This is a genomic window from Halopseudomonas yangmingensis (assembly GCF_900114825.1).
GTDB classification, from domain to species: Bacteria; Pseudomonadota; Gammaproteobacteria; order Pseudomonadales; family Pseudomonadaceae; genus Halopseudomonas; species Halopseudomonas yangmingensis.
The window spans coordinates 127898-143449 of the sequence record NZ_FOUI01000004.1 but is presented as its reverse complement, the minus strand read 5'-3'; the positions used below and the strand labels follow the sequence as shown (position 1 = coordinate 143449).

Here is a 15552-nt window from a genome sequence, read left to right as displayed (position 1 = left end):
AAGTGCAGATACCTGTGAGGAACCGCCATCCCCGCGGGTAAAAGTCCGGCTCAAGCGCCGACGCCGCCACCATTCACACCCGTCATCCCCGCGCAGGCGGGGATCCAGTGCAGCCCCGTCACTCCCTGAATTCCCGCCTTCGCGGGAATGACGTGACCGGCTGGATTCAGATCTGCACAGGAATGACGTAATCGCATAGATTCACGCTTGCGCAGGAATGACGAGAGAGAGGCAGGTTAATCGTCTCCGCAGGCATGGATCTGCAGTTGTCCAAACGCAACAACCCCGGCAAATGCCGGGGTTGTTGGTTGTCAGCGACCGCCGCTTAGTGGGCGACAGCGGCGCCGGCTCCGCGCGGGACACGAATGTCCTCAATCAGGTGCTGGATATGCACCGGCGGGGCCTTGGTTACGGTGGACACCAGAATCGCCGCCATGAAGTTGAAAATCATGCCGAGGGTGCCGATGCCTTCCGGCGAGACACCGAACCACCAGTGTTCCGCATTATCCAGCTCGGGGCTGATGAACTTGAAGAACACAATGTAGCTGAAGGTGAAGATCAGACCGACCAGCATGCCGGCAATCGCGCCTTCCTTGTTCATGCGCTTGGAGAAGATGCCAAGCACGATCACCGGGAAGAACGAGGCGGCTGCCAGACCGAAGGCAAAGGCCACCACCTGCGCCACGAAGGCCGGCGGATAGATGCCGAAGATGCCGGCAATCACGATGGCTACCCCCGCTGCCAGTCGCGCCGCCAGCAACTCCTGTTTCTCGCTGATATTCGGCGCGATATTGCTCTTCAACAGGTCATGCGATACCGAGGTGGAAATTACCAGCAACAGGCCAGCCGCGGTCGACAGTGCTGCCGCCAGACCACCGGCAGCAATCAATGCCACCACCCAGCCCGGCAGATTGGCGATTTCCGGGTTGGCCAGCACGATAATGTCGCGATCCACATACAGCTCGTTGGCATTGGCAGTCGGAGCATTGGTGACTACCCGCTCGCCATGCTCGCCCTGCTCGGCAGCGAATTTCGGGGCACCGGCAAAGGGTGCGCCCGGGGCGTACTGGATCACGCCGTCACCATTCTTGTCCTGCCAGGCCACCAGACCAGCGGTTTCCCAGGTCTTGAACCAGTCCGGCACTTCACTGAACGACACATTGGGAATGCTGGTCAGCAGGTTGGTACGGGCAAAGGCAGCCACAGCCGGTGCAGTGGTGTAGAGGATGGCGATAAACAGCAGTGCATAGCCGGCCGACTTGCGCGCATCACGCACGGTCGGGGTGGTGAAGAAGCGTACAATCACGTGCGGCAGACCAGCGGTACCGACCATCAGCGCCATGGTGATAAAGAACACGTCAATCGTCGATTTGCTGCCATCGGTGTACTGGGCAAAACCCAGTTCGGCGCCCAGGCCATCCAGCTTTTCCAGTACCGACAGGCCGGTGGCCGGATCGGTTGAGCCAAAGCCCAGCTGCGGGATCGGGTTGCCGGTGATCAGCAGCGAAATGTAGATGGCCGGTACCATGTAGGCAAAGATCATCACGCAATACTGCGCCACCTGGGTGTAGGTGATGCCCTTCATGCCGCCCAGCACGGCGTAGAAGAACACGATGGCCATACCGATCACTACGCCGGTATTGATGTCCACTTCCAGGTAACGCGAGAACACGATGCCAACGCCGCGCATCTGCCCTGCCACGTAGGTGAAGGAAATGAAGATCACACAGATCACTGCCACCACCCGCGCAGTCTGCGAGTAATAGCGTTCACCAACGAACTCCGGCACGGTGAACTTGCCGAACTTGCGCAGGTAAGGTGCCAGACACATGGCCAGCAGTACATAGCCGCCAGTCCAGCCCATCAGGTAGTAACCACCGTCCCGGCCGATAAAGGAAATGATACCGGCCATGGAAATGAAGGATGCAGCCGACATCCAGTCGGCGCCAGTGGCCATGCCATTGGCAATCGGGTGAACGCCCTTGCTGGCCACGTAGTACTCACTGGTACTGCCGGCACGCGACCAGATGGCGATGCCGATGTACAGCGCGAAGGTCGCGCCGACAAACAGATAGATCAGGGTTTGGGTTTCCATTGCAGTGCTCCTCGCGCCTTATTCTTCGTGGAAGTCGTATTTGCGATCGAGCCTGTTCATCTTCCACACATAGACGAAGATGAGCACCACGAAGGTGTAGATCGAGCCCTGCTGAGCAAACCAGAAGCCCAACGGGAAACCGAAGAACCGAATGTTGTCGAGGGCATCGACGAACAGAACACCGGCACCGAAGGACACCGAGAACCATACGACCAGAAGGATCAGCATGAATCTCAGGTTTTCTCTCCAGTAGCCGCGGGCAGCGTCTTCTTTTGAAAGTGACATAACCATCTCCGCTTGTTGTAGTTATCGCAGAGTCACGGTAGCACCGGGGTTGTCACTGGGGGATTACGACTTTGGTAGGGACAGGCAGAGGGGAGCGCCGTTCAAAAGCACTAAAAATGCTCCAACCAACTGATTTAAGTCAAAAAAAAGAAAACACCCAATCTGTCGAAAAAACGCGGCATGCGACCAAGGTATTAGGAAGCCAGCTACACGCAGGGCTTCGGTCGGGACTCAGTCCTCCAGCCCCTGCACCGCCGCGCGCACCTGATTGCGCCCGGACTGCTTGGCGCTGTATAGCGCCATATCGGCCCGCGCGATCAATTGCTCGATGCTTTCACCCGCGCTCACCTCGGCAACACCAAACGACAGACTGGGATGACCAGCCTGCTCATCTTCAACCTGGTGACAAGCCATACGCAGCCGCTCAGCCGAAGCCAGTGCAGCATGCAGGTCACTGCCCGGTAACAGCAGCAGAAACTCCTCACCACCCCAGCGTACCGCCATATCATCGTTGCGTGAATGCTCCGCCAGGCAGCGGGCAACTGCACGCAATACGCGGTCACCAGTCAGGTGGCCATGGGTGTCATTCAGTAATTTGAAGTGGTCGATATCTGCCAGTATCAATGAAAAAGTCTCACCGTTCTCTAACTGCGCCTGTTGCCAGAGTGCATGCAAAGCCTCTTCACCCGCATGCCGGTTGCTCAATCCGGTCAAACGGTCACTGTTGGCTTGTTCACGCAAACGGTGTTCACGCCGTACCATATCGCTGACATCCTTGCAGATGCTGACGAAGTGGGTAATACATCCCTGCTCGTTAGTGATAGGCGCTATGCTTTGCGACGCGTGATAGAGGCTGCCGTCCCGTCGCCGGTTGACAAAGGTCGCGGAAAAGGGCTCGCCGCGCATCAGCGCCTGCCAGAGCCCAGCATAAAAACGCGGCGGGTGCAGCCCGGATTTCAGCAGTGCGGGTGTCTGGCCAATGAGTTCATCAGGGAAGTAGCCAGTCAGTCGGGTAAAGGCCCGGTTGACCAGTTTGATAAGCCCTTGGGCGTCGGTAATCATCACCGAGGCGCCGGTAGCATTCAGTGCAGCCGTCATCAGGTCCCGCTCACGCTCGGCGCGTATGCGCGAACTGATATCCTGCTGCACCGATACGTAATGACTGATCCTGCCCTGCTGATCACGTACCGGCGAAATATTCCACTCGACCCAATAGGGGCTGCCATCCTTGCGATAGTTGATTGCTGTACCCTGAAAGTACTCACCTTGATGCAAACAACCACGCAGACGCTCAAGCACCTGCGGATCAGTATCAGCCCCCTGCAGCACTCGCGGGGATTGCCCCAGCAGTTCATTTTGGCTGTAGCCGGTCATGGCACAGAAAGCCTGATTGACAAACACTATGTGGGGACCGCCGGCAGAAAGCTCCGCATCGGTCACCAGCATAGGCACAAAAGCCTGAGCCATGGCACTCGAGAGCACCTTGTCGAGACTGTCGGTCATCAGCACTCCGCAGAGTTGATTGGCTCAAGTCTGATGCGATATCAGGCGCACCGAGAAAAACCATCATTCTGACATCAGTCAATCCAATCGTACACCGGCACCGCAGCTTTTTGCCCTGCAGGTCTGAATTAACCGAACCAGTTGCCAACAGTGGTGCGTGCGCGCTGACGAACCGGTTCGTCAATGTAACGGGAAACCGCCAGCAGTGCGGCCGCCATCACCGCCAGATCATCACTGTAGCCAACAATGGGCAACATATCCGGCACCGCATCCAGCGGCAGAATGAAATAACCAAGGGCACCGTAAATGGTATTACGTGCCCAGACGGGTGTGCGCGGATCACGTGCAGCGTAGAACAGCCACAGGGCCTTTTCCACCACTTCCCTTCCAGCCTTGCCTGCGTAACGGCTCAGGGTGTTCCAGAAGCCCTGGTCGCTGAAATGTCGTGCGTATTGGCTATTGCCCATGGGTTTACCCTCTGAAAAGTCGCAAACGGAATGCTGACTGTCGATACCGTGACAGCCACCGGCTTGCCGGCAACAAATAGGGAGGCAGTGTGTAGCCAGCCTTGCTGCTTTCAATGCATAGACCATTTGACTGTGAAATGAGTCACACTTTCATCACCCGTGAGGGTTAGGCAGACATCAATCCCAGCCGGGCACCCCTTCACGGATGTAGCGGGAAAATTGAGGGTCACGATCTGCCTTGTGGGCCCGTGCGGTTATCTGGCCAAGGCGGTTGAGACTGTCAAGGCTGTAACCGGGTATCAGGCCACCAACCGACTCGACATACGAAGGCAGGTGACCTGTAAGCAACAACCGAAAATCCAGCGGCAGACGGGGAAAAATCCTGCGCATCATGTTGAACACCAGCGTGGTGCAATTGGCCGTGACTGTATTGTAGAAGCGCGGCTGGCGATCCAACTGGTTACCGGCCTCAATAAAGGCCATCAGCAATTGCCTGCAAGCCGGCGGTTTAAGCCTGACACGATAAAGGCTGACGTCCTCGCCGCGAACGTTGGTACGCAGGCGCACCGCATCACGCTCGTCACAGGCGAGAATGCACAATTCAAACTGTTTGAAGAAGCCGCCTATCTCGGAGAATTTCTCCCCTCGCTGGCGGCGCACTTCGACGGTAAATGCCAAATGCCGACCATCGGTAAAACCGAAAGACACAAGCACATGAGCGATGCCAGGTCGCCCCCAGCGTGACAACAGCATATCCACGCCGACCAGTTGACTTAGATCGTACTCGCGACTTTCCCAGCGCACCTCGTAGTCCTGCTCGGTGTGCCAATCGAAGTTGCGCAGATTGTGGATCTGCAGGCGATCTCCGTCGATCTCGCCGGTGCTTATATGCTGCAACTCGTCGGCCCAGTCCAGATTGCCCAGCGGGCGAATGCTGCGCCACCACAGCATCAAGACCAGCACCGCCGGGAGCCATAACAGTAAAGCCGCGAACCAATACCCCCCCCAAAGACGCTCCAGCAACACGCCATGAAACAGCATCCACAACAGTGCAGCCAGCATACGCGGTGCCTGAGGCATGGGTAGCCGATGACCAAGGGCAAAGCCTCCCCATACCGCCATTGGCAGTATGCACAGGCTGAGCAACAGGCTGGCGAGAAAGATCATCGGCCCCGGCTCAGGTTTTCGGCCTGAAGGGCTGAATCACGTCCGGATTGCATTCAAGGTAAGGGCCGTCCATCAGATCTATACAATAAGGTACAGCAGGAAAGACAGCATCCAGACACTGACGAATGGCTTTAGGTTTGCCCGGCAGGTTGATAATCAGGCATTTTTTGCGCAGTCCGGCGGTCTGCCGCGACAGAATGGCCGTGGGTACGTACTTCAGGGACTCACTGCGCATCAGCTCGCCAAAGCCCGGCATCATGCGATCGCAGACAGCTTCGGTGGCCTCCGGGGTGACATCACGCTCGGCCGGACCGGTACCTCCGGTGGTAACAATCAGGCAGCAGCCATCCTGGTCAGCCAGCTCGCGCAGGGTTTGCTCGATCTGCTCGCGCTCGTCAGGGATCACCCGGTAAACCGCTTCCCATTCGCTACTCAGGTAATCCTTCAGGGTGGCAATGATACTTTGCCCTGAGATGTCCTCGTAGACGCCGGCACTGGCTCTGTCGCTGACGGTGACTACGCCTATGCGCGCACTGGACGCTGTATTCATGCAATTGGATTTCCTGATTGATTGATCTGACAGCCGCATCCCGAAGATGCGGCTGTCAGATTCTAGCAAACACACGGCCGTGCGTCGGTCATCCTGACGGGGTACCCGTACTCAGGCTGCGGCACGAGGAAACAGACGCAGAAAGTTTTGACTGGTTTCACTGGCCAGTTGTTCGGGCTCGACTCCTCGCAGCTCGGCCAGAAATCGCGCCACTTCAACCACAAAGGCCGGTTCGTTGGGCTTGCCGCGATGCGGCACAGGGGCCAGGTAGGGCGCATCGGTTTCCACCAGCAGGCGATCAGCGGGAACCTGGCGCGCCACCTCGCGCAGGGCATCTGCATTGCGAAAGGTGACAATACCCGACAGCGAGATGTAGTAGCCCATATCCAGCGCCCTACGGGCCATGTCCCAGTCCTCGGTGAAGCAATGCAACACCCCTGCCTGGGGCAGATCGGCCTCGCGCAGCATGCTCAGGGTATCTTCCCTGGCATCACGGGTATGGATGATCACCGGCAAACCCGTCTCGGCAGCCACCTGCAGGTGCATGGCGAAGGAGGCACGCTGTTGCTCTGCCATTTCCGGCTGGTAGTAGTAGTCAAGCCCGGTTTCACCGATACCGACCACCCGCGGATGTGCCAGCTGGCTCTTCAGCCAATTGGCGTCAGGCGCCTGCTCTCGGGTCAGGTCCAGCGGATGAATGCCGACACTGCACCAGACATCGGCATAGCGCTCGGCCAGCGCCTTGACCTCGCTGGCATTCGCGGTATCCACGCCAATACACAGGAAGCGCGACACGCCACGGCTGCGGGCAGCATCCAGGGCAGCATCCAGCGAGCCGCCATGGGCGCCCAGGTCGAGTCGGTCAAGGTGGCAGTGGGAGTCGGTGAGCATGGTCTCTCGCGGGCAATGCCGCCTCGGTCAGTGCGGCGCTGCCGGGGCGAAATATTACATGGTATGGGTTGGGCGATCCGACTTCAGAGCACCGGCCAGATAGGTTTCAATCTTGCTGCGTGCCGTATTGTCCTGATCGCTGAACTGTACACCGATACCGGCAGCACGATTACCCTGGGCACCCTTGGGGGTAATCCAGATAACCTTGCCGGCCACTGGAATCTTCTCGGGTTCTTCCATCAGATTGAGCAGCATGAACACTTCATCGCCAAGCCGGTAGCTCTTGTTGGTCGGAATGAATAATCCGCCATGCTTGACGAACGGCATATAGGCGGCATACAGCACCGACTTGTCCTTGATGGTGAGTGACAGGATACCGCTGCGCGGTCCCGGCATCGCATTGCTCATGGCCTGTGTTCCTTGTTGTTGCCTGCGCGTGCAGATTAACGCCTTTTACCCAATCGTTTCCAGTGCAGCCACAGGCTTTCCAGCAATAGCGTCTGGTTCAGATTGGCCTTGGTCAACAGCATGCGGCGATGCTGCAACAGCCAATCTTGCCACGCTTGCAGTTCTGCAGCCGCTGCGTGACGCGCCATGTAGCCAAGAACAGGCTGCATGTCGGCGACTGCACACTCGGCAGGCAGCCCCAGTTTCAGTTTCTGCAGGGTCAGCGTCCAGTCGTGCAACCAGTCGACCAGCAACAGCAGCGGCACAGACTTCAGCCGGTCAGCCAATACCGACACAGACACCTGATCCTTGAGCAATTGCTTGATGCCGGTGACTACGCGCTCCAGGTGTTCGAGCACCGCCTGCTCATGCAGCTGCAGGGCACGCAGCGGCGCACCACCGGCCAATGCCAGTAGCAGCGCCAGCTGATCGTCTGGCAGCCCCGACAAACTCTCACGCAGCCAGTCAAGGGCACTGGTGGCATCGGGCCCCGACAATGACAGATGCCGACAGCGACTACGCACTGTAGGCAGCAACAGACCTGGCTGGTCACTAACCAGCAACAAAAAGGTGTCCTGCGCCGGTTCCTCAAGGGTTTTCAGCAGGGCATTGGAAGCGTTCTGGTTCATCGCATCGGCCGGATCCAGCAATACCACCTTGCGCCCGCCCTGCTGTGCGGTCTGGTTGATAAAATCGATCAGGTTGCGGATGCGCTCGATGCGAATCTGCTTGCCCTCCTCCTCTGGGCCAACCTGAAACAGATCAGGATGGCTGCCGGCTTCGCGCAACAGACAGCTGCGACAACTGCCACAGGCCTGACCGTCACGCGGCTGAAGGCACAACAACCAGGCTGCCAGACGGGCGGCGAAGGCACGCTTGCCGATACCGGCAGGACCAACCAGTAAAAAAGCATGCGGCAGGTTGGACATGCCCACCAGCTGGCCCCAGGCATCGGCATGCCAGGGCAGCAGCGCCGGCTCATGCATGCCAGCGCTCCAGAATCTCCGCCACCACGGGAGCCAGCGCCTGCTGTACCTGCTGCAGGTCGCCACTGGCATCAATCACCCGGTAACGCTGCGGGTCGGCGGCCGCGCGCTGCAGATAGCAGTCACGTACCGCCCGGAAGAAGGTTTCCTGCTCCTGCTCAAATCGGTCCGGTGTGCTGCGCGCGCGCGCGCGCGCCAGCCCAACGTCCACCGGCACATCAAACAGCAGCACCAAATCCGGCCGCAGACTGCCCTGCACCCAGGTTTCCAGGTCGGCAATGCGCTGCAGGTCAATACCGCGCCCACCGCCCTGATAGGCATAGGTGGCATCGGTAAAGCGGTCACTGATCACTACCTGCCCACGCGCCAGTGCCGGACGGATCAGCCGGTGCACATGCTGGGCGCGGGCGGCAAACATCAGCAGCAATTCGGTATCGCTGGCCATCGGCTCGCTGTGCTGGCGCAGCAGCAACTCGCGGATTTCCTCGGCGACTGGCGTGCCCCCCGGCTCGCGGGTCAGCAGCGGTTCACAGCCGGCACTGCGCAGCGCCGCCGCCAGATACTGCAAGTTGGTCGACTTGCCGGCGCCTTCTGGTCCCTCAAAACAGATGAACAGTCCACTCACCGGGCATTCTCCCTGGGCGTCGGCGGCGGGCTGGAGCGATAATTTTCCGCCCGCTGCTCGATCTGGTACTTGCGCACGGCCCGATTGTGGTCGCGCAGGTTGTCGGAAAAAGTATGGCTGCCATCACCGCGGGCAACGAAATACAGACTGCTGCCAGGCTCGGGACTGACCGCCGCCTCAATCGCTTCGCGGCCCGGCATGGCTATCGGCGTGGGCGGCAGCCCGTCGATCACATAGGTGTTATAGGGTGTTGGCTGACGCAGGTCGGCGCGGCGGATGCGCCCCTGATAGCTGTCACCCATGCCATAGATGACCGTCGGATCGGTCTGCAGGCGCATGCCGATCTTCAGTCGCCGGCTGAATACCCCGGCTATTTCGCCGCGCTCATGCGGCACGCCGGTTTCCCGCTCGATAATCGAGGCAAGAATCAGCGCCTCGTAGGGCGACTTGATCGGCAGGTCCTCGGCACGCTGGGCCCAGGCCTGCTCCAGCACTTGCTGCATGCGCCTGTGGGCGCGCAACAGGATGTCGCGGTCAGTCATGCCAAGGCTGTATTGGTAGGTATCCGGAAAGAACCAGCCCTCGGGATGCCCCTCCAGGCCCAGTGCCGCCATTGTCTCGGCATCGGTCATCTCAGTTGGCAGGGTCTGGCCCAGCCGCTCGGCACGCGCCAGCGCGGCGCGGAACTGGCGAAAGGTCCAGCCCTCGACCAGCGTCACAGTGCGCTGCACCACCTCGCCACGTTGCAGGCGAACCAATAAATCCTGCGCGCTGTCACCAGGCTGTAGCGGGTATTCACCGACCTGCAGGACCGCCTCGGGGGTCTGCCATTGCCAATAGCGACGCAGCAATTGCCCGCGCTCAAGCCACTGGCGCTGCTGCAGGTCGGCAAACAGCCGGGCCGGACTGGTGCCCGGCACCACATCCAGGGTCACTGGCTCTTCAATCTGCAACGGCTGATGCAGGGTCTGCTGCAACACCTGATAGCCCCACAGGGCAACGCCTGCTGCAATAATCGTAGTAAAAACAACAAGTAAAAAAAGGAACTTAATTAACTTTTTCACATAAATACCTGTGCTGCGACGCCTTGCAGACGGCGCGTCTGCGACCCCACTGGCCAGCGTTGACGCTCCAGCGCACGCACCGGCCAGATGCCAAACAGGCTGTTGCAACAGAACAGCTCGTCGGCCTGCGACAGCTGTGTGAGGGCCAGCGGCCGCTGCTGCACCACCTGACCCTGTTGCTGCAGCCAATCGATCAGCCAGTCGCGCATTACCCCGCGCACACCGCAATTACGCAAATCCGGCGTCACCCAGCAGCCATCAATCAAGGCAAACAGGTTGCTCAGAGTGCCCTCGATCACTTCGCCACGGGTATCACGCAGCAGGCCTTCGGCATAGCGGGTATCGGTCCACTCACTGCGCGCCAGTACCTGTTCCAGGCGGTTCAGGTGCTTGAGTCCGGCCAGCAGTGGCTGGCGCGACAGGCGGGTTCGGCAGGGAAACAGTTCAATACCCTCGATGGCATGACTGGCAGGCCAGTCTGGCAAGGCTGACAGCTGCAGCAGATGCCGACAGCGCGCATCGACAGGGATTGCATAACCACGTTGCCCACTGCCACGGGTCACTAGCAACTTGATCACGGCTTCGCCAGCCCCACTGGCAGCGATAAAGCCCTGCAGCTCCTGTTGCAATCGTTGCACATCCAGCGGCAGGCGCAGCCGCTCGGCCCCGCGCTGCAGACGCTGCAAATGCAGTGACCACAGCGGGATTTGCGCGCGCTGCACACGCAGGGTCTCGAACAACCCATCACCATAGGCCAGACCACGGTCAGTCAGCGGCAGACTGTCTGCCGCCTGTCCGTCGACCCAGGCCAGGGCTGTATTACTCACAGACGCCGGAATACCAGTGTGCCATTGGTGCCGCCAAACCCGAAGGAGTTCGACAGCACCACATCCAGCGACCGTGCCTGGGCCTGATGGGCTACATAATCAAGGTCGCAACCGTCACTGGGGTTATCCAGGTTGATGGTCGGCGGCGCGACCTGATCGCGCAGCGCCAGCACACTGAAAATCGCCTCAACCGCTCCAGCAGCACCGAGCAGGTGGCCGGTCATCGACTTGGTCGAACTGATGGCCAAGGCGCCTGCATGTGCGCCGAATACCGATTTGACCGCCATGGTCTCGGCAATATCACCGGCGGCTGTCGAGGTGCCGTGGGCGTTGATATAACCGACCTGCTCAGGGGTCACACCGGCATCCCGCAGAGCATTGCGCATGCACTGGGCACCGCCACGACCGTCTTCCGGCGGTGCGGTCATATGGAAGGCATCACCACTCATGCCAAAACCGATCACCTCGGCATGAATATGCGCACCGCGTGCCCTGGCGTGATCATAGTCCTCCAGCACCATCGCGCCGGCACCGTCAGACAGCACGAAGCCATCACGGTCACGGTCCCAGGGGCGACTAGCGGCCTGCGGATCCTCGTTGCGGGTGGAAAGTGCCCGAGCAGCACCAAAACCGCCCAGACCCAGACCGCAAGTAGCCATCTCCGAGCCACCGGCAATCATCACATCAGCCTCGCCGTAGGCAATGTTGCGCGCCGCCATGCCGATGCTGTGGGTACCCGTGGTACAGGCGGTAGTGATAGCGTAATTCGGGCCCTGCAAGCCGTACTGGATAGACAGGTAGCCCGATACCATGTTGATGATGGACCCGGGCACAAAGAACGGCGAAATACGTCTGGGGCCACTGTTGAGCAGCAGCTCGCAATTCTTCTCGATATTGGTCAGGCCGCCGATTCCGGAGCCCATCGAGACCCCGATGCGATCGCGGTTGGCATCGGTAATGTCCAGTCCGCTGTCACGAATCGCCTGCACACAGGCAGCGATACCGTACTGGATAAACAGATCGAGCTTGCGCGCCTCTTTCGGCGGCATATAAAGCTCGATATCCAAATGGCGTACCGATCCGCCAAAGCGGGTACCGTAGGCACTGACATCCATGTGTTCGATGGGAGCAATGCCGCTCTTGCCGGCCAATGCTGCCTGCCAGCTCTCCTCAACACTGTTGCCCAATGGCGAGAGCATGCCCAGGCCGGTTACCACCACGCGTCTGCGCGACACAGGAGACTCCTTGTTGTCAAAGTCGGAACCCCGGGGCCAGAGTGGCTCGCCCCGCCGTTATTCGAGTGCCGCTATTGTCCGCATAAAGCAGCTGATCGGCAACAGATGATAGCGGTCCGCCGTAGCCACCCATACATCGGGCAACAAAAAACCGCAGCCCCTTGCGGTTGCTGCGGTTTTTACGACTACCGAACCAGGTATTACTTCTGGTGGTTCTTGACGTAGTCGATAGCTTCCTGAACGGTAGTGATCTTCTCGGCTTCCTCGTCCGGGATCTCGGTCTCGAACTCTTCTTCGAGAGCCATGACCAGCTCGACGGTGTCGAGGGAGTCAGCGCCAAGATCATCAACGAAAGAAGCGCTGTTGGTCACTTCTTCTTCTTTGACACCGAGCTGCTCGGCAACGATTTTCTTGACGCGTTCTTCGATGGTACTCATACCTTGTTCTCACTCCTATTTGCAGTTCCGAGAAGCCGGACTGCCGCTAGTTTATAGAAACGTTTCGCAGTTTTTCAAGCGCAAAAGCGTTCTTATCACCCAGACCGGAGCCCGAGGGGCTTCGATCGAACAAACAGGCTCAGGCACGGGCTCCAGCACCCTGCCGGTGCTGACTGCCCGGTCATTCAGCCCATGAACATACCACCATTCACCGGAATAGTCGCCCCGGTGATGTATCCGGCCGGCTCACTGGCCAAAAAAGCTACGGTGGCAGCGATCTCTTCCGCCTGACCCAAACGACCCAGCGGAATGCCCGTCAGCATGGCCTCACGCTGAGCGTCACTGAGCACCTTGGTCATGTCGGTGTCGATAAAACCGGGCGCCACCGAGTTGACAGTAATCGAGCGCGAACCCACCTCACGCGCCAGTGCGCGGGTAAAGCCTTCCATGCCAGCCTTGGCTGCCGCATAGTTGGATTGGCCACCGTTGCCCATGCCGGCGACTACCGAGCTGATATTGATGATACGACCCCAGCGCGCCTTGGTCATGCCACGCAGCACCGCCTTGGACAGCCGGTAGACCGAGCCGAGGTTGGTGTTCAGCACATCCTCCCACTCGTCATCCTTCATGCGCATCAGCAGATTATCTTTGGTGATGCCGGCGTTGTTGACCAGAATCTCCGGCGCTCCGTATGCCGCGATAATGTCATCCAGCACACCGGCAACCGAAGCGCCGTCACGCACGTCCAGCTGCATACCAGTGCCCTGATAGCCCGCCGCCTTGAGTGCTTCGCCAATAGCGGCTGCGCCGGCGTCAGTGGTGGCGGTGCCCACCACAATGACGCCCTGCTCGGCCAGCGCGCGGGCAATCGCCTTGCCTATGCCACGACTGGCACCGGTTACCAGTGCTACCTTGCCTGCGATACTCATGCCTTGTCTCCCTGCTCCAGCTGTTCACGCGCAGCGGCAAAACCCGCTGGCGTTTCCAGCACATGATTGTTCAGCGCCTTGGCGCAACGCTTGTTCAGACCAGCCAACACCTTGCCCGGGCCACACTCGACCAGATCGGCAACGCCCTGGGCAGCCAGGTATTCGATAGTTTCAACCCAGCGTACCGGGCTGAACAGCTGCTGCACCAAATTGTCACGCAACTCGGCCAGGCTGGCCGCCGGGCGCGCAGTGACATTCTGCACCAGAGTACATTGCGGTTCACGCCACTGGATGGCGGCAAAATCCTCGGCCAGCTGTTCGGCGGCCGGACGCATCAGTGCGCAGTGTGAGGGCACGCTCACCGGCAACGGCAAGGCCCGCTTGGCGCCGGCCTGCTTGCAGGCCTCGATGGCGCGCTCGACTGCAGCTGCGTGACCGGCGATCACTACCTGGCCGGGGGCATTGAAGTTCACCGCACTGACCACTTGCCCGGCGGCAGCGCTGGCGCACAGATCAATGATCTGCTGATCCTCAAGACCAAGAATCGCCGCCATGCCACCCTCTCCCTGGGGAACCGCCTGCTGCATCAGCTCGCCGCGCCGGCGCACCAGCTTCACTGCGTCGGCAAACTCCAGCACACCGGCAGCCACCAGCGCCGAGTACTCACCCAGACTGTGACCAGCCACCCAGGCCGGACGCAGGTTGCTCTGCGCACACCACAGGCGCCACAGGGCAATCGAAGCCGCCAGAATGGCTGGCTGGGTAATGTCGGTGCGATTCAGGTCGGATTCAGACCCCTGGCTGACCAGTTGCCACAGGTCGTAGCCAAGCGCGTCAGAGGCTTCGCTGAAGGTATCAACGATCAGTTGATGCTCGCTGGCCAGATCGGCAAGCATGCCGATTGACTGTGAACCCTGACCGGGAAAGACGAAAGCGAGGCTTTGGGACATGCGGTATTCCTCGTTGCGGATATGTTGTTGGTATCGAGCTTTCGGTTTTGGATGGCCGGCAGCCGCAGCGGGTCACAGTGACCGGTCGACCTGCGCCACACGCCCGGCAATCCGTTGCGGCAAACCGGCCTGGCAGGCGCGCACGGTGTAATCAATGGCCGCAGCAAAGGCCTGTTCACCGGCTGCGCCGTGACTCTTTACCACCACCTTGGGCAACCCGAGCAGACTGGCACCATTATAGGCAGTCGGATCGTGTCGCTGGGTAACCGGGCGCAGAGCCCGGCGCAGCAGTGGCGCCATACAGCGCAGCAACAGGCTGTTGGCCAAGGCCTGACGAATCTCCTGCTGCAAATAGACCGCCAGCCCTTCGCTAGCCTTGAGTACCACGTTACCCACGAAGCCGTCACATACCACCACATCGGCCTGGTCACGGAACAAGCCGTCCCCTTCAACATGACCGATATAGTTGAGGGATGCACACTGGCGCAGCAACTCGGACACCTCACGCACCTGCTGTCCGCCCTTGTTCAGCTCATGGCCGATATTCAGCAAGCCAATGCGCGGCGACGGCAGTCCGTACATTTCCGACACCGCCACCGAGCCCATCAGGGCAAACTCGAATAGCTGACGCGCCGAGCAGTCGACATTCGCACCCAGATCCAGCACATGGCAGGGCTTGCCCGCGACCGGCAAGGCCGCCATGATCGCCGGGCGCTCGACACCCTCCAGCATGCCCAGCAGCGATCTCGACAGCACCATCAGCGCCCCGGTATTGCCGGCACTCAGGCAGCCGTCAGCCGCCCCGTCGCGCAGTAACTCAAGGGCTACGCGCATGGACGCATCACGCTTGCCGCGCAGCATGCTGGCGGGCGAGTCATCAGCTTCAATGGTTTCGGTGCAGAAATGCAGGGTAACGCGATCAGCAGGCAGCGCATGGCGCTCGACTTCGTCAAGCAGGGGCTGACGCAGACCGACCAGCAGCAAATGCAGATCGGGATTACGCCGCAGGGCATCGGCGGCGGCGGGAACAACGCAGCGGGGACCGTGGTCCCCGCCCATCACATCAATCGCTATGCAGACTGACGTGGACAAGG

General features: G+C 59.9%; 17 protein-coding genes. All 17 read right to left on the bottom strand.

What is annotated here, in order from left to right:
• Window positions 1-325: 325 nt before the first annotated feature.
• The 17 genes from BMZ23_RS05955 to plsX all read right to left on the bottom strand — a co-directional run bounded on the left by BMZ23_RS05955 (window position 326) and on the right by plsX (window position 15550).
• Window positions 326-2095, bottom strand: a complete 1770-nt coding sequence (locus BMZ23_RS05955) for a sodium:solute symporter family protein (protein WP_093474010.1) — start codon at window positions 2093-2095, stop codon at window positions 326-328.
• Window positions 2096-2113: 18 nt separating this feature from the next.
• On the bottom strand, window positions 2114-2380 hold the full coding sequence (locus BMZ23_RS05950; RefSeq protein WP_093474008.1) for a DUF4212 domain-containing protein: 267 nt from the start codon (window positions 2378-2380) through the stop codon (window positions 2114-2116).
• A 231-nt stretch (window positions 2381-2611) separates the two neighbouring features.
• Entirely contained in the window at window positions 2612-3883 is a 1272-nt protein-coding gene (locus BMZ23_RS05945; protein WP_093474005.1) for a sensor domain-containing diguanylate cyclase, read from the bottom strand.
• Between the two features lie 128 nt (window positions 3884-4011).
• Window positions 4012-4350: a YkvA family protein gene (locus BMZ23_RS05940; protein ID WP_093474002.1), complete on the bottom strand. Its 339-nt coding sequence runs from the start codon at window positions 4348-4350 to the stop codon at window positions 4012-4014.
• 177 nt (window positions 4351-4527) lie between these two features.
• Window positions 4528-5517 (bottom strand): Lnb N-terminal periplasmic domain-containing protein, encoded by a 990-nt coding sequence (locus tag BMZ23_RS05935; RefSeq protein ID WP_093473999.1) that lies wholly within the window; start codon window positions 5515-5517, stop codon window positions 4528-4530.
• Between the two features lie 10 nt (window positions 5518-5527).
• On the bottom strand, window positions 5528-6067 hold the full coding sequence (gene mog, locus BMZ23_RS05930; RefSeq protein ID WP_093473996.1) for a molybdopterin adenylyltransferase: 540 nt from the start codon (window positions 6065-6067) through the stop codon (window positions 5528-5530).
• Between the two features lie 111 nt (window positions 6068-6178).
• Window positions 6179-6958, bottom strand: a complete 780-nt coding sequence (locus BMZ23_RS05925; protein ID WP_093473994.1) for a TatD family hydrolase — start codon at window positions 6956-6958, stop codon at window positions 6179-6181.
• A gap of 54 nt (window positions 6959-7012) precedes the next feature.
• Window positions 7013-7366 (bottom strand): PilZ domain-containing protein, encoded by a 354-nt coding sequence (locus tag BMZ23_RS05920; RefSeq protein WP_093473991.1) that lies wholly within the window; start codon window positions 7364-7366, stop codon window positions 7013-7015.
• Between the two features lie 35 nt (window positions 7367-7401).
• Window positions 7402-8391 (bottom strand): DNA polymerase III subunit delta', encoded by a 990-nt coding sequence (locus BMZ23_RS05915; protein ID WP_093473988.1) that lies wholly within the window; start codon window positions 8389-8391, stop codon window positions 7402-7404.
• Window positions 8384-9016 carry a dTMP kinase gene (gene tmk, locus BMZ23_RS05910; RefSeq protein WP_093473985.1) on the bottom strand — a complete coding sequence of 211 codons (633 nt, stop codon included), beginning with the start codon at window positions 9014-9016 and terminating at the stop codon, window positions 8384-8386. Before tmk ends, BMZ23_RS05915 begins: the two co-directional genes overlap by 8 nt.
• Window positions 9013-10080 (bottom strand): endolytic transglycosylase MltG, encoded by a 1068-nt coding sequence (mltG, locus tag BMZ23_RS05905; protein WP_245748136.1) that lies wholly within the window; start codon window positions 10078-10080, stop codon window positions 9013-9015. Before mltG ends, tmk begins: the two co-directional genes overlap by 4 nt.
• Window positions 10077-10907, bottom strand: a complete 831-nt coding sequence (gene pabC, locus BMZ23_RS05900; RefSeq protein WP_245748135.1) for an aminodeoxychorismate lyase — start codon at window positions 10905-10907, stop codon at window positions 10077-10079. Before pabC ends, mltG begins: the two co-directional genes overlap by 4 nt.
• Window positions 10904-12142: a beta-ketoacyl-ACP synthase II gene (gene fabF / locus BMZ23_RS05895; protein ID WP_093473982.1), complete on the bottom strand. Its 1239-nt coding sequence runs from the start codon at window positions 12140-12142 to the stop codon at window positions 10904-10906. The genes pabC and fabF overlap by 4 nt, the downstream gene beginning before the upstream one ends.
• A gap of 200 nt (window positions 12143-12342) precedes the next feature.
• Window positions 12343-12579: an acyl carrier protein gene (gene acpP / locus BMZ23_RS05890; protein WP_093473979.1), complete on the bottom strand. Its 237-nt coding sequence runs from the start codon at window positions 12577-12579 to the stop codon at window positions 12343-12345.
• 185 nt (window positions 12580-12764) lie between these two features.
• Window positions 12765-13508 (bottom strand): 3-oxoacyl-ACP reductase FabG, encoded by a 744-nt coding sequence (gene fabG / locus BMZ23_RS05885; protein ID WP_093473976.1) that lies wholly within the window; start codon window positions 13506-13508, stop codon window positions 12765-12767.
• Window positions 13505-14458, bottom strand: coding sequence for an ACP S-malonyltransferase (gene fabD / locus BMZ23_RS05880; protein ID WP_093473973.1), 954 nt, complete (start codon window positions 14456-14458; stop codon window positions 13505-13507). Before fabD ends, fabG begins: the two co-directional genes overlap by 4 nt.
• A gap of 72 nt (window positions 14459-14530) precedes the next feature.
• Window positions 14531-15550, bottom strand: coding sequence for a phosphate acyltransferase PlsX (plsX, locus tag BMZ23_RS05875; RefSeq protein ID WP_093473970.1), 1020 nt, complete (start codon window positions 15548-15550; stop codon window positions 14531-14533).
• Window positions 15551-15552 lie beyond the last annotated feature (2 nt).

Excerpts from the sequence above, each read along its gene's own strand:
- BMZ23_RS05955 (WP_093474010.1), bottom strand. The coding sequence starts at position 2,095 with ATGGAAACCCAAACCCTGATCTATCTGTTTGTCGGCGCGACCTTCGCG.
- BMZ23_RS05950 (WP_093474008.1), bottom strand. The coding sequence starts at position 2,380 with ATGTCACTTTCAAAAGAAGACGCTGCCCGCGGCTACTGGAGAGAAAAC.
- BMZ23_RS05945 (WP_093474005.1), bottom strand. The coding sequence starts at position 3,883 with ATGACCGACAGTCTCGACAAGGTGCTCTCGAGTGCCATGGCTCAGGCT.
- BMZ23_RS05940 (WP_093474002.1), bottom strand. The coding sequence starts at position 4,350 with ATGGGCAATAGCCAATACGCACGACATTTCAGCGACCAGGGCTTCTGG.
- BMZ23_RS05935 (WP_093473999.1), bottom strand. The coding sequence starts at position 5,517 with ATGATCTTTCTCGCCAGCCTGTTGCTCAGCCTGTGCATACTGCCAATG.
- mog (WP_093473996.1), bottom strand. The coding sequence starts at position 6,067 with ATGAATACAGCGTCCAGTGCGCGCATAGGCGTAGTCACCGTCAGCGAC.
- BMZ23_RS05925 (WP_093473994.1), bottom strand. The coding sequence starts at position 6,958 with ATGCTCACCGACTCCCACTGCCACCTTGACCGACTCGACCTGGGCGCC.
- BMZ23_RS05920 (WP_093473991.1), bottom strand. The coding sequence starts at position 7,366 with ATGAGCAATGCGATGCCGGGACCGCGCAGCGGTATCCTGTCACTCACC.
- BMZ23_RS05915 (WP_093473988.1), bottom strand. The coding sequence starts at position 8,391 with ATGCATGAGCCGGCGCTGCTGCCCTGGCATGCCGATGCCTGGGGCCAG.
- acpP (WP_093473979.1), bottom strand. The coding sequence starts at position 12,579 with ATGAGTACCATCGAAGAACGCGTCAAGAAAATCGTTGCCGAGCAGCTC.
- fabG (WP_093473976.1), bottom strand. The coding sequence starts at position 13,508 with ATGAGTATCGCAGGCAAGGTAGCACTGGTAACCGGTGCCAGTCGTGGC.
- fabD (WP_093473973.1), bottom strand. The coding sequence starts at position 14,458 with ATGTCCCAAAGCCTCGCTTTCGTCTTTCCCGGTCAGGGTTCACAGTCA.